At 63.7% G+C, this 13,323-nt stretch carries 9 protein-coding genes; 8 read left to right on the forward strand and 1 reads right to left on the reverse strand.

The annotated features are described in order from the left end of the window. Positions 1–533 precede the first annotated feature (533 nt). The 5 genes from Q6A48_RS25440 to Q6A48_RS25460 all read left to right on the forward strand — a co-directional run bounded on the left by Q6A48_RS25440 (position 534) and on the right by Q6A48_RS25460 (position 8,900). Positions 534–1,445: an SDR family oxidoreductase gene (locus tag Q6A48_RS25440; RefSeq protein ID WP_304557224.1), complete on the forward strand. Its 912-nt coding sequence runs from the start codon at positions 534–536 to the stop codon at positions 1,443–1,445. A gap of 714 nt (positions 1,446–2,159) precedes the next feature. Then, positions 2,160–3,953 (forward strand): DUF1302 domain-containing protein, encoded by a 1,794-nt coding sequence (locus Q6A48_RS25445; RefSeq protein WP_304557225.1) that lies wholly within the window; start codon positions 2,160–2,162, stop codon positions 3,951–3,953. 21 nt (positions 3,954–3,974) lie between these two features. Then, positions 3,975–5,342, forward strand: coding sequence for a DUF1329 domain-containing protein (locus Q6A48_RS25450; protein ID WP_304557226.1), 1,368 nt, complete (start codon positions 3,975–3,977; stop codon positions 5,340–5,342). Between the two features lie 165 nt (positions 5,343–5,507). Beyond that, on the forward strand, positions 5,508–8,057 hold the full coding sequence (locus Q6A48_RS25455; RefSeq protein ID WP_304557227.1) for a LuxR C-terminal-related transcriptional regulator: 2,550 nt from the start codon (positions 5,508–5,510) through the stop codon (positions 8,055–8,057). A 141-nt stretch (positions 8,058–8,198) separates the two neighbouring features. After that, on the forward strand, positions 8,199–8,900 hold the full coding sequence (locus Q6A48_RS25460) for a hypothetical protein (protein ID WP_304557228.1): 702 nt from the start codon (positions 8,199–8,201) through the stop codon (positions 8,898–8,900). Here the strand turns inward: Q6A48_RS25460 and Q6A48_RS25465 are convergent. Continuing rightward, the gene (locus Q6A48_RS25465) at positions 8,865–9,683 is read right to left on the reverse strand and encodes an IclR family transcriptional regulator (RefSeq protein ID WP_304557229.1); all 819 of its coding nucleotides are present in this window, start codon (positions 9,681–9,683) and stop codon (positions 8,865–8,867) included. The two genes, Q6A48_RS25460 and Q6A48_RS25465, sit on opposite strands and share 36 nt — an antisense overlap. A gap of 151 nt (positions 9,684–9,834) precedes the next feature. Here Q6A48_RS25465 and hmgA point away from each other — a divergent pair, with 151 nt between their 5' ends. From hmgA to maiA, 3 genes are read left to right on the forward strand one after another with little or no spacing between them, the layout of a single operon-like run. After that, the gene (gene hmgA / locus Q6A48_RS25470; protein WP_304557230.1) at positions 9,835–11,139 is read left to right on the forward strand and encodes a homogentisate 1,2-dioxygenase; all 1,305 of its coding nucleotides are present in this window, start codon (positions 9,835–9,837) and stop codon (positions 11,137–11,139) included. Between the two features lie 3 nt (positions 11,140–11,142). Beyond that, complete coding sequence (gene fahA / locus Q6A48_RS25475; protein WP_304557231.1) at positions 11,143–12,444, forward strand: fumarylacetoacetase; 1,302 nt, start codon at positions 11,143–11,145, stop codon at positions 12,442–12,444. Positions 12,445–12,453: 9 nt separating this feature from the next. Beyond that, positions 12,454–13,092: a maleylacetoacetate isomerase gene (gene maiA, locus Q6A48_RS25480; RefSeq protein WP_304557232.1), complete on the forward strand. Its 639-nt coding sequence runs from the start codon at positions 12,454–12,456 to the stop codon at positions 13,090–13,092. Positions 13,093–13,323 lie beyond the last annotated feature (231 nt).

Below are 13,323 nucleotides of genomic sequence, written 5' to 3' on the forward strand. Positions count from 1 at the left end.
TCACTCCGGTCTTGCTCCGCGGGCCCGCCGCGAAGGGCCATCCATGGCCCAGCGCGGCTAACCCGGCATCCATGCCGGGTTGCCCACTGCGCAAGACCTGCGTTCGGCCAGCGTGGTTAATGGGGCGTTCAGATCAAGATCAAAAGCAAAAGCAAAAGCAAAGCAAGAGCAACGCGGACTGGCGGTCGAACTGATTCTCGCGGCTATCCCCAACCCCCTGTGGGAGCGGGCTTGCTCGCGAAGGCGGTGGGTCGGTTGACGAAGATGCCGACTGACCCGACGCTTTCGCGGGCAGGCCCGCTCCCACAGGTGTTTTGGGGTGGTTCAAGCTAGGCGTACACCACCGATCCCCTGTGGGAGCGAGCCTGCTCGCGAAAGCCCTCGACCCGCCAGTAAAATCCAACCCGCCCCACCCTGCGCATCATCCCCCCACCTTATCGCCCACTATTCACTCCCAGCCGAGTTCATTGTGACCCGCCGAGGAGTACCGGACACTCGGTCTCAATGTCCTATCGGCCTGCTGGAGTTCTGCCATGAATGAGTCTGTGCGCTTCGAAGATAAAGTCGTGATCGTCACCGGGGCCGGCGGTGGCCTGGGGCGGGCTCATGCGCTGTTGTTCGCCAGGCACGGTGCGAGGGTGCTGGTCAACGACCTCGGCGGGTCGGCACAGGGGGAAGGGGCCAACGCCTCGGCGGCGGATCGGGTGGTGGCTGAAATCCGCGAGGCGGGCGGCATCGCCGAGGCCAACCACGATTCGGTCACCGACGGCGACAAGCTTGTGCAGAACGCCCTCGACGCGTTCGGCCGGGTCGACGTAGTGGTCAACAACGCCGGGATCCTGCGGGACAAGACATTCCACAAAATGGACGATGCCGATTGGGACCTGGTCTACCGTGTCCACGTCGAGGGCGCCTACAAAGTCACCCGTGCTGCCTGGCCGCACCTGCGGGAGCAGAATTATGGACGCGTGATTTTCACCGCCTCCACCTCGGGCATCTACGGCAACTTCGGCCAATCCAACTACGGCATGGCCAAGCTCGGGCTCTATGGGTTGACGCGCACCCTGGCCATCGAAGGCCGCAAGAACAACATCCTGGTCAACGCCATCGCCCCCACCGGCGGCACGCGCATGACCGAGGGCCTGATCCCGCCGCAGGTCTTCGAACAACTCAAGCCGGAACTCGTCAGCCCCCTGGTGGTGTACCTGGCCAGCGAAGCCTGCCAGGAAACCTCCGGCCTGTTCGAAGTGGGTGGCGGTTGGATGGGCAAGGTCCGCTGGGAGCGGAGCCTGGGTGCCGGCTTCGATCCGCGCAAAGGTTTTTCACCCGAAGACGTCGCCGCTCATTGGCAACGGATCTGCGACTTCGAGGATGCCGTTCACCCGAATGACAACCTGGAAGCGCTGAAGGAAATGATGGCGAATCTGCAACGCTACGCTGTCTGACGCACCGAAACGATCCCGTGGCGACGGCGCTGGCTCCCGCTTGAGCGCGCAGCGCTCACCCAAGGGGACCGCTACGCAGCCCAGCAGGAGCAAGCTCCCTCGCCACGGGAATCAACCACCTGACCACCCTGGCACCACGTCGGTCACACCGTAGGCTTTGCGGTGGCGCACGAAGTCGCCACGCTTGTTTTCTTGACGTATGCCCTGGGTCGCCTGATGCCTATGCCATTCCCGATCTGTCCTCGCCTCTACGCGAAGCGAATTCCATCGCCCATAAAAAAGGCCGCTGCAAAATAGCAGCGGCCTAAACATGACGTTGCAAAGGAGCTACAAATCAACGTCGTTACACACGGGAAGATGGACCGATGCGCCAATCCATCCGAATGACGGTGCGCCGGGCGTGAGGGACGCCATGGCGGCTTGCGCTTGCAGGCCCGTTGCTCTGCAAGCCCGGCCAGCATAGGGATTCGGGCGGAATGGAAACAGCCCTGATCCGGACATGCACTGTTGCAGTGCGCGCAACAGTCGCGGATGCCCCTTGAACATGCGCCTGGCTGATAACTCGTCATCCAGTCCGTCGATGCCCCGTGCCAGGGCCCGTCCGGCGTGGGGGGTAATCCTTTCGGGGTACAGCGCGAATACCCCCTTGGTGCGCTTATCGCCCCTGGCGTGCGGCAGTAGGGTGAAGCCTCTGTCACTCACCGGGGAAGACGCATGACAACAATAACAATGCGCGCCATCTTCAAGCCGCAGGCGCTCGCCGTCGCGGTGGCCTTGGGTTGCTGTGCCCAGGCGCAGGCCGTTTCGTTCAACATTGGTGAAATCGAGGGTCAGTTCGACTCTTCGTTGTCCGTGGGCGCGAGCTGGGGCATGCGCAATGCGGACAAGGATTTCGTCGGCACCGTCAACGGCGGCCGCGGGCAGTCGTCCACCGGGGATGACGGGCGGCTGAACTTCAAGAAAGGCGAGACGTTTTCCAAGATCTTCAAGGGCCTGCACGACCTCGAACTCAAGTACGGTGACACCGGTGTGTTCGTGCGTGGCAAGTATTGGTACGACTTCGAACTCAAGGACGAAGGTCGTGAGTTCAAGGACATCAGCGACAGCAACCGCAAGGAAGGCGCGAAGTCGTCGGGGGCGGAGATCCTCGACGCGTTCGTCTACCACAACTACTCCATCGCCGATTTGCCGGGCACGGTGCGTGCCGGCAAGCAGGTGGTCAGTTGGGGGGAAAGTACCTTCATCGGCAACTCCATCAACAGCATCAACCCGATCGACGTGTCCGCGTTCCGTCGCCCGGGGGCGGAGATCAAGGAGGGCTTGATTCCGGTGAACATGCTGTTCGCCTCCCAGGGCCTGACCGACAAGCTCACCCTCGAAGGTTTCTACCAGTTGGAGTGGGACCAGACGGTCGTCGACAACTGCGGCACCTTCTTCGGCAACGACGTGGTGGCCGATGGCTGCACCAGCGGCTACACCGTGGGCAGCCCGGCGATCGCGCCGTTCCAACCGCTCACCGCGGCGTTCGGCCAGCCGATCCAGGTGTCGAGGGAAGGGGTGATCATTCCCCGTGGCGGTGACCGCGACGCCCGTGATTCCGGCCAGTGGGGCGCGGCGTTGCGCTGGCTCGGCGACGATACCGAGTACGGCCTGTACTTCATGAACTACCACAGTCGCACGCCCACGGTCGGCACCACCACGGCCGGTGCTTCCACCCTGGCGGCCCTGCCGGGAATGGTGGCGATCGCCAATGGCCTGGCTCCCGGCAGCGGTTCGGGCCTGGCCCAGAGCGTGATGCTGGGGCGCGGCCAGTACTACCTCGAATACCCCGAGGACATCCGCCTGTATGGCGCCAGCTTCTCTACCACGCTGCCGACCGGCACGGCGTGGACCGGTGAAATCAGCTATCGGCCCAATGCGCCGGTGCAGCTCAGCACCAATGACCTGACCCTGGCCCTGGTCAACCCGATTGCCGGTGGCGCGGCGTCGCCCATCGCCACCACGCCCGGGGCGGACAACACCGGTTACCGGCGCAAGGAAATCACCCAGGTCCAGAGCACCCTGACGCACTTCATCGATCAGGTCTGGGGCGCCGATCGCCTGACCCTGGTGGGCGAGGCGGCGGTGGTGCATGTCGGCGGGCTGGAATCCAGGGACAAGCTGCGCTACGGCCGCGATTCGGTCTTCGGCCAGTATGGCTTCAACGGTGACACCGCAGGCTTCGTCACCTCTACGTCCTGGGGCTACCGCGCCCGGGCGATTCTCGACTACTCCAACGTCATCGGCGGGGTGAACTTCAAGCCCAACGTGTCCTGGTCCCACGACGTGGCCGGCTACGGTCCCAACGGATTGTTCAACGAGGGGGCCAAGGCCATCAGCGTCGGGGTCGATGCCGACTACCGCAACACCTACACCGCGAGCCTGAGCTACACGGACTTTTTCGGCGGTGACTACAACGTCCTCGAAGACCGCGATTTCCTCGCGCTGAGCTTCGGCGTGAATTTCTGATTGGCTGACAAGGAAAACCCAATGCGCAAGATGATCCTGCAATGCGGTGCCCTGGCCTTGAGCCTGCTGGCCGCGAACGTGATGGCGGCGGTTTCGCCGGAGGAAGCCAACAAGCTGGGCACCAGCCTGACGCCACTGGGTGCGGAAAAGGCCGGTAATGCCGATGGTTCGATCCCGGCCTGGACCGGCGGCATCCCCAAGAATGCCGGTGCGGTGGACAGCAAAGGTTTTTTGGCCGATCCGTTCGCCAATGAAAAACCGCTGTTCACCATCTCCGCCGCGACCGTGGACAAGTACAAGGACAAGCTGTCCGAAGGCCAGGTGGCGATGTTCAAGCGCTATCCGGAGACCTATCGGATTCCGGTCTACCCGACCCACCGCAGCGTTGCGCTGCCGCCGGAAATCTATGAGTCGGCCAAGCGCAGTGCGCTGAACGTGACGGCCATCAACGACGGTAACGGCCTGGCCAACTTCACCGGCAACCGCTACTACGCGTTCCCGATTCCCAAGAACGGCGTGGAAGTGCTGTGGAACCACATCACCCGCTATCACGGCGGCAATCTGCGGCGCATCATCACCCAGGCAACGCCGCAGACCAATGGCAGCTTCACGCCGATCCGCTTCGAAGAAGAAGTGGCCGTGCCGTTCCTGATCAAGGACGCCGACCCGGAGAAGGCCAGCAACGTGCTGACCTATTTCAAGCAGGAGGTCACCGCCCCGGCGCGCCTGGCCGGTAACGTGCTGCTGGTGCATGAAACCCTCGACCAGGTGAAGGAACCGCGCCTGGCCTGGATCTACAACGCCGGTCAACGTCGCGTGCGCCGCGCCCCGCAAGTGGCTTACGACGGCCCGGGCACCGCTGCCGACGGCCTGCGCACCTCCGACAACTTCGACCTGTTTTCCGGCGCCCCGGATCGCTACGACTGGAAGCTGGTGGGCAAGAAGGAAATGTACATCCCGTACAACAGCTACAAGCTCGATTCGCCGAGCCTCAAGTACGACGATGTGATCAAGGCCGGCCACATCAACCAGGACCTGACGCGCTACGAGCTGCACCGGGTCTGGGAAGTGGTCGGCACCGTCAAGCCCAGCGAGCGGCACATCTACGCCAAGCGCCACATGTACATCGACGAAGACAGCTGGCAAGCCGCGCTGGTGGACCACTACGACGGTCGTGGCCAGCTGTGGCGGGTGGCCGAAGGTCATGCCCAGTTCTACTACGACCACCAGAACCCGGGCTACACCCTCGAAGCGCTCTACGACATCATCGCCGGGCGCTACATCGCCCTGGGGATGAAGAACGAGGAGAAGCACAGCTACGAGTACGGTTTCGAAGCGCGGGCCGCGGACTACACGCCGGCGGCGCTGCGTTCGACCGGGGTCCGGTAGCCCTTCGGCCACGGGACAGAGCCCGATTTGAACCAAGCATGACGACCGGCAGCCGCATCTGCCGGTCTTTTTTTTATGGGCGCCAATCAGCGCGCTGAATACTTCTCCAAAGGTCGGCGACACAGGACTAGGGTGATGGAACAACAATAAACAAGGCCCTCTTACATGACCGCCATGACCCCGTGTCCGGACCGTCCAGGATTGCTCCCTCGCCTGTCCTCGACGCACGTGCCACGGCGGTCCTTGAGCGAGCCGCTGCTGACCTCCGAGGCGCGGGTGAAGTTGCTGTGCGCGCCGGCCGGGAGTGGCAAGAGTGCGCTGTTCGCCGAGTGTTTCCTCCAGGCCCCCGCCGAGTGCCGGCTGCATTGGCTACCGCTGGGCGGCGTTGCGTTGGCCCCGGCGCAGCTGTGCGAGCGACTGGCGCAAACCCTTGGGTTGCCGGTGATGGACGAAGCAGGGTTGCTGGGCCATCTCGCGCGTCTGCAAGCACCGACCTGGTTGTTCCTGGATGATTATTGCCGGGTGCCGAACCCCGAATTGGACCAACTGCTCGATCGCCTGTTGAGCACCAGCAGCCCGGCCTTGCACCTGTGGTTGAACGGTCGTCGTCGTCCCCACTGCAATTGGCCGCGGCTGCTGCTCGACGATGAACTGCACGAGTTCGACGCGCAGGCGCTGGTCTTCAGCCCTGGGGATGTCCAGCAACTGCTCCGTCATTTGCCCGGCCCCCAGGCGGCCCGGACGGCGCGAGAGGTGATACAGCGCAGTGGCGGTTGGTGTGCCGGGGTGCGCATCAGCTTGCTCGAACGTTGCGAATGGGCCCGCAGCCATGCCACGCCGGGGCGGCCCGGGACCCTGCTGGACTACCTGGACTACGAGTTGTTCAACACCCTGACCCCGGACCTGGCGCAAGCGTGGCGCGTGCTGGCCCATCTGCCGCGCTTCAATGCGCGGCTTTGCGAGCATTTGTTCGGCGACACGGTGGGGGCTGAATGCCTGCCGCTGCTGAGGGACCTGGGCTGTTTCATCGAGCCGTGGGAACAGTCCTCGGACTGGTTGCAGATTTTTCCGGCCCTGGCCCGATTGGTCCGCGAGGAACCCTGGCCCCAGGGCCGCTCCTGGCACCGCCGGGCCTGCCAGTGGTTCGCCGCCGAGCAGGATTGGCCCATGGCGTTCGAGCAGGCGATGTTGGCGCAGGAGTTCGAGACGGCGGTCAGTGTCCTGCAGCATCTGAGCTTCGAGCATGTCTTGCAGGGCCGCAACGTGATGCTGTTGCTGAGCCTGCACGACCAGCAAGGCGAAGCGCTGACGCTCGGCACGCCGCAATCGGTGGGATTGGTCACCGCGGCCTTGTTGTACGCCGGTCGTTTCGACCAGGCCGCGGTGTGCATCGAACAACTGACCCGGTTCGCACCGCAGCCGCACGCCTGCCAGCAGCGCCAACTGGTCGCCCGCTGGCAAGTCCTGCGGGGCTGGTTGCTGCACCTGTCGGGCGACGGTGACCCGGCCCGCGAACACTTCCTCCAGGCCCAGGCGCACCTGGATCCGCAGGCCTGGGCTTCGCGCTTGTTGTGCCAGTCGGGGCTGACGCAGCAGGCGTTGCTCAAGGGCGAACTCGCCACGGCGCAGTGGATCAATCGCCAGGCGCTGTGCCTGGCCCGGGCCGAGGGTTCGCTGGCGTTCGAAGGGTTGCTGGAACTGGATCACGCGCAAGTGCTGGAACAACGCGGCGCACCGCACCGGGCCGACGAATTGCTGGGCGATGTCCAGGCGCGGCTCGACAGGCCAGGCCAGGATTTTTCCCCGCTGCTGGGTCGTATTGCCTTGCGACGTGGGCGCCTGGCCCTGCGCATGGGCTTTGAAGAACGCGCCGCCGAACACTTCCAGACCGGCTTGGAAATCGGCCTGCACGGCCAGGATAAACAGGTGCTCTACGGCTTTCTCGGCAAGGCCAGCCTGGCGGCCAACCAAGGCGACTATGGCGAAGCCTTCATGCAGCTGCGCGACGCCGAGCGGATCATGCAGCAGCGGCACATTCCCGACACGGTCTACCGCGGCGTGCTGCTGCAAACCAGTTGTCAGTTCTGGCTGCAACAAGGACGGGCGGAGCTGGCCCACGAAGCCTTGACCCGCGTGCTGCGGCATTTCCGTGGGCCCCAGGCCAAGCACGCGCCCCCCGCGACCCTGGAGCTGATCCCGCGGCTGGAATACCTGTTGCTGCTGGCCGAGGTGTATCTGCAGCGGGCGCAGGCGCCGATAGCCCGCCTGGAGGCGATGATCGCCCAGGCCCACCACGCCGAAATGCATGGCCTGGAAACCGAGCTGTACTTGGCGCTGGCAGAGGTCGCCTGGTTGTCCGCCGATCGCCCACGGGCCCGCGCGCTGCTCCAGGACGGACTCCAGCGCGTGGCCTGTTGGCGCGCCCAACAAGCGTTGTGCGAACTGCGCCTGCGCCAGCCCGAACTGTTGCGCTGGGCGCAGTCGGCCGGTCCGACCGAGCCGCCAGTGGCTGCCGAGGACGCCTTGCTCAGTCATCGCGAACTGGAAGTGCTGGAGCTGATTGCCCAAGGTTATTCGAATCAGCAGATTGCCGAGCGGCTGTTCATATCGTTGCACACGGTAAAAACCCATTCGCGGCGGATACACAGCAAGTTGGGCGTCCAGCGGCGAACCCAGGCAGTGGCGAAGGCCAAGGTCATGGGCATGATGGGTTAGTGGCCTGTGTGGCTCATTGAATCGCACCGCAAGGCTTACGGGTTCTTACATTTGCCGTTCTACAAATAGGAGGTCGCCTGGGTTATAACGGCCGTGCCGGTTCGAACAGGACGTTCGGGCCATCGGATGACAAGGATGTTCATGAACACTCGAATGTTTTCTTCTTATTCCCAAAGACTGCAGGCCCTCAAGAACACGCGCGTCGATTTTGCCGTGCAAGTGCTGTTGGGCGAACAACTGGAAGCGCTGGGCCTCAACCCGCATAACCTTTATCTGAATACCGTGGCAGGGTACCCCGACCCCCAGGTTGAAACGTCCAGGACCTTGTTCGATGAAACACTGGCCTGCGTTCAGAAACAGACGCTGCCCCACTACACCCAGGGCATCACCCATATTTTCACCAAACGCTATTCCTTTGCCGTCGAAGATCGGGTCAAGGCGCTGGATTTGCTCACGTTCGAAAAGATCGTCGCGGACATCGTGACAAGCCTGGCCGAAAAACCCGGGATGGATGTATCCGAGCGGCCGATCATGCCGTTGAGCGCCGAAGACATTCACGGCGCATTGAAAGTCCATCTGCCCGGGGTCGACCTGGAGAAAGTCTTTGTCACCAGTTTCGTCAACCATGAGCCTGGAGATCGCGCAGTGCTTTCATCCGAGCCCCTGGTCGAATACTTGCTGGCTCACCTGGGCAACAACGATATTCCTTATCACGCCAGGGGCGATCACCAGGGCATCTACCTGGTCGCCTTCAGCGGCGAAGAGCGTCATCTCCATCCGCGCCTGACGCCTGCTCATCTCAATGATCTACTGATCAGGATCTTGCCCGACTTCCTGGGCTGACCCCTCGGCTTCATAGCCCATGCGCCAACTCACGGCCCGGGTCGCGGCGAGCAATCGTTGCGCCGCCGGGCCGTTTTCGTCGGCGTGGAACAGCGAGGTCGGGCCGACGATGGTCATCACCGCGGCCACCTGGCCGACCGCGTTGAACACCGGGGCGGACAAGGCATCCACGCCAGGCATCAGCAGGCCATGCACATGGTGCAAGCCGCGATGGCGGATCTGCTCGCACAGGGCGGCGTAGGCCTGGTCGTCCGCCAAGGCGTGCCGGTCGGTTTCGCGCACCTCCTGTTCGCGCAAGTCGATCGTCTCGCGTGCTGGCAGGTAGGCGCTGAACACCAGCCCGGTGGACGAACTGAGCAGGGGCAATACCGAGCCCAGTTGGGTCACGACCGTCACCGCGCGCACGGCCGGTTCGATGCGCACCACGGTGGCGCCGTGGTTGCCCCACACCGCCAGGAAACAGGTTTCGTTCAAATCATCGCGCAACTCGGCCAGGGGCATGGCGGCGACTTGCAGCACGTCCATGCCGTTCAACGCGGCCAGGCCGACGCGCAACGCTTCGCGGCCCAGGCCGTAGTGGTTGGTGGCGGCGTTCTGCTCGGCGAAGCCACTGGCGATCAGCGCCTGCAAGTAGCGATGGACCTTGCTCGCCGGCATCTGCACGTGTTCGGCCAGGCGGGACAGTGAGGTGGACGGCGACAGCTCGGCCAAGGCCTTGAGAATGTCGGTGCCGACTTCGGCCGAGCGGACTTTCTGTTTACCGTTGTTGAGCGGGGTTTCCATGGCGGCGCGGGGTCCAGAGGCGAATGGGCGTCTTTATAGCTTGACGGTCGTCGTCGAGCAAATTACGTTATGCGTAATTGAATTACGATAAAAATAACCCGGTGCGCCTCACACTCACCCGATCGTCGCAGGCCGCATCCCTGGAGGCTCCATGAACCTCGATTCCCCAGCGTCGGACCTGGCTTATCAATCAGGCTTCGGCAATGAGTTCGCCAGCGAAGCGCTGCCCGGCGCATTGCCGGTGGGCCAGAACTCCCCGCAAAAAGCCCCTTATGGCCTGTATGCCGAATTGTTCTCCGGCACCGCGTTCACCATGGCCCGCAGCGAAGCGCGGCGCACCTGGATGTATCGCATCCGGCCATCGGCCAATCACCCGGCCTTCACCCGGCTGGAACGGCAAGTGGTCGGCGGCCCGCTGGGGGAGGTCACGCCCAATCGGCTGCGCTGGAACCCACTGGACAATCCCACCGAGCCCACCGATTTCCTCGACGGCCTCGTGCGCATGGCCGCCAATGCCGCGGCGGACAAGCCGGCCGGCATCAGCATCTTCCACTATTGCGCCAACCGCTCCATGGAGCGGGTGTTCTTCAATGCGGACGGCGAGTGGCTGATCGTGCCGCAAATGGGCCGGTTGCGGATCGCCACCGAACTGGGGGTACTGGAACTGGCGCCGCTGGAAATCGCCGTGCTGCCCCGGGGCCTGAAGTTTCGTGTCGAACTGCTTGACCCGCAGGCCCGTGGCTACCTGGCCGAAAACCACGGCGCACCGCTGCGCCTGCCGGACCTGGGGCCCATCGGCAGCAATGGCCTGGCCAACCCACGGGACTTCCTGACGCCGGTCGCCCATTACGAAAACCTTTCGCAACCGACCACGCTGGTGCAGAAATTCCTGGGTGAGTTGTGGGCGTGCGAGCTGGATCATTCGCCCCTCGACGTGGTCGCCTGGCACGGCAACAACGTGCCGTACAAATATGACCTGCGCCGGTTCAACACCATTGGCACCGTCAGCTTCGACCACCCGGATCCGTCGATCTTCACCGTATTGACCTCGCCCACCAGCGTCCACGGCCTGGCCAACCTGGATTTCGTGATTTTCCCACCGCGCTGGATGGTGGCGGAGAAGACCTTCCGTCCGCCGTGGTTCCATCGCAACCTGATGAACGAATTCATGGGCCTGATCCAGGGCGCCTACGATGCCAAGGCCGAAGGCTTCCTGCCTGGTGGCGCGTCGCTGCACAGCTGCATGAGCGCCCATGGCCCGGACGGGGAAACCTGCACCAAGGCGATCAACGCCGAGCTCCAGCCGGCGAAAATCGACAACACCATGGCCTTCATGTTCGAGACCAGCCAAGTGCTGCGTCCGAGCCGCTTCGCCCTGGACTGCCCGCAACTGCAAACCGACTACGATGCGTGCTGGGCCTCGCTGCCTGTCACGTTCGACCCGACCCGGAGATAACCCATGACTCAACCTTCCCCTGCCCGCAGCTGGGTCACCTCCGCCAACGGCCATGCCGACTTCCCGTTGCAAAACCTGCCGCTGGGCATTTTCAGCAACGGCGGCGCCCTGCGCAGTGGCGTCGCGATCGGCGATCACGTCTTCGATCTGCAAGCGGCGCTGCAGGCGGGCCTGTTTGACGGCAAGGCGAAAGAGGCGGTCCAGGCCATGGCCGGCGGCCAATTGAATGCTTTCTTCGAACTGGGCCGCGGTGCCCGGGTAGCGCTGCGTGAGCGCCTGCTGGAGCTGTTGCGCGAGGACAGTCCGTCGCGTCGCGACGTCGAGGCCCTCGGTGCCAGCGTGTTGCTACCTGCCGGCGATTGCCAGATGCACTTGCCGGCCAGGATCAATGACTACACCGACTTCTACGTCGGGATCGAACACGCCCAGAATGTCGGCAAGCTGTTTCGCCCCGACAATCCGTTGCTGCCCAACTACAAGTACGTGCCCATCGGCTATCACGGCCGCGCCTCGACCATTCGCCCGTCCGGCACCGAGGTGCGCCGTCCCAAGGGCCAGACCTTGCCCGCCGGCCAGGCCGAGCCGACGTTCGGCCCGTGCGCGCGGCTGGACTATGAGCTTGAGCTGGGCATCTGGATCGGCAAAGGCAATGCCCTGGGCGAACCCATCGCCATCGGCGACGCCGCCGAGCACATCGGCGGTTTCTGCCTGCTCAACGATTGGTCGGCCCGGGATATCCAGGCCTGGGAATACCAGCCGCTGGGGCCGTTCCTGTCGAAGAGTTTCCTCACCAGCATTTCGCCGTGGGTGGTGACGGCCGAAGCCCTTGAACCGTTCCGCCGTCCGCAGCCGGCGCGTCCCGAGGGCGATCCGCAACCGCTGCCTTACCTGCTGGACGCGCGTGACCAGGCCGGCGGTGCCTTCGACATCGAACTGGAAGTCCTGCTGCTGACCGAGTCCATGCGCGAGCAGAACCTGCCAGCGCATCGCCTGACCTTGAGCAACACCCAGTACATGTACTGGACCGTGGCGCAGATGGTCGCGCACCACAGCGTCAACGGTTGCCAGTTGCAGGCCGGTGACCTGTTCGGCTCGGGCACCTTGTCGGGCCCCGGGAACGGCCAGTTCGGCAGCCTGCTGGAAATCACCGAGGGCGGGAAGAAACCGATCGAGCTGGCGTCTGGCGAAGTGCGTCGATTCCTCGAGGACGGCGACGAAATCATCTTGCGGGCTCGTTGCAGCCGCGAAGGTTTCGCCTCCATCGGCTTTGGCGAATGCCGCGGCACGGTCCAGCCGGCGCGTTGAGGAACGAGCATGGAACTCTATACCTATTACCGTTCCACCTCGTCGTACCGGGTGCGCATTGCCCTGGCGCTGAAGGGGCTGGATTACACCGCCGTGCCGGTCAATCTGATCGCCCCGCCGGGAGGCGAGCACCGCCAGCCGGCCTACCTGGCGATCAATCCCCAGGGACGGGTGCCAGCGCTGCGTACCGATGAGGGCGAGCTGCTGGTGCAGTCGCCCGCGATCATTGAGTACCTGGAGGAGCGTTATCCACAGGTGCCGCTGCTCAGCGCGGACCTCGCGGTTCGCGCCCGGGAGCGCGGCGTCGCGGCGTTGATCGGTTGCGACATTCATCCGTTGCACAATGTCAGCGTGCTCAACAAGCTGCGACAGTGGGGGCACGATGAGGCGCAGGTGAAGGAGTGGATCGGGCACTGGATCAGCCAGGGCTTGGCGGCGGTGGAGCAGTTGATTGGCGATGCCGGCTATTGTTTCGGTGCGGCGCCGGGGTTGGCGGATGTGTACCTGATCCCGCAGTTGTATGCGGCCGAGCGGTTTGACGTTTCGCTGCAGGCGTATCCTCGGATACGGCGTGTGGCGGCGTTGGCGGAGGGGCATTTGGGGTTTCGGCGGGCGCATCCGGGGAATCAGTCTGATACGCCGGGTTGAGGGGTGGGGTGTGTATCCGTTGCTGCGGTGACGGCGGCTAGCGGTTCCGCCCTTACGGCGGGTTACTTTTTGAAAAGCGCAAAAAGTAACCAAAAACGCTTTGCCGGTATGACTCACCCACATGGGTTACAAATCAGTTCACGCACATAGGTAACAGTTTTTAACTGGCATGGTCGATTTCGCGAGGATCTGACCATGCCCTGGAGAGAGCTGAAACCTATGGACCTCAAA

It is taken from the genome of Pseudomonas citrullilanati, from assembly GCF_030580855.1.
Lineage (GTDB): Bacteria > Pseudomonadota > Gammaproteobacteria > Pseudomonadales > Pseudomonadaceae > Aquipseudomonas > Aquipseudomonas citrulli.

Excerpts from the sequence above, each read along its gene's own strand:
- Q6A48_RS25445 (WP_304557225.1), top strand. The coding sequence starts at position 2,160 with ATGACAACAATAACAATGCGCGCCATCTTCAAGCCGCAGGCGCTCGCC.
- Q6A48_RS25460 (WP_304557228.1), top strand. The coding sequence starts at position 8,199 with ATGAACACTCGAATGTTTTCTTCTTATTCCCAAAGACTGCAGGCCCTC.
- Q6A48_RS25465 (WP_304557229.1), bottom strand. The coding sequence starts at position 9,683 with ATGGAAACCCCGCTCAACAACGGTAAACAGAAAGTCCGCTCGGCCGAA.
- Q6A48_RS25440 (WP_304557224.1), top strand. The coding sequence starts at position 534 with ATGAATGAGTCTGTGCGCTTCGAAGATAAAGTCGTGATCGTCACCGGG.
- maiA (WP_304557232.1), top strand. The coding sequence starts at position 12,454 with ATGGAACTCTATACCTATTACCGTTCCACCTCGTCGTACCGGGTGCGC.
- hmgA (WP_304557230.1), top strand. The coding sequence starts at position 9,835 with ATGAACCTCGATTCCCCAGCGTCGGACCTGGCTTATCAATCAGGCTTC.
- Q6A48_RS25450 (WP_304557226.1), top strand. The coding sequence starts at position 3,975 with ATGCGCAAGATGATCCTGCAATGCGGTGCCCTGGCCTTGAGCCTGCTG.
- fahA (WP_304557231.1), top strand. The coding sequence starts at position 11,143 with ATGACTCAACCTTCCCCTGCCCGCAGCTGGGTCACCTCCGCCAACGGC.
- Q6A48_RS25455 (WP_304557227.1), top strand. The coding sequence starts at position 5,508 with ATGACCGCCATGACCCCGTGTCCGGACCGTCCAGGATTGCTCCCTCGC.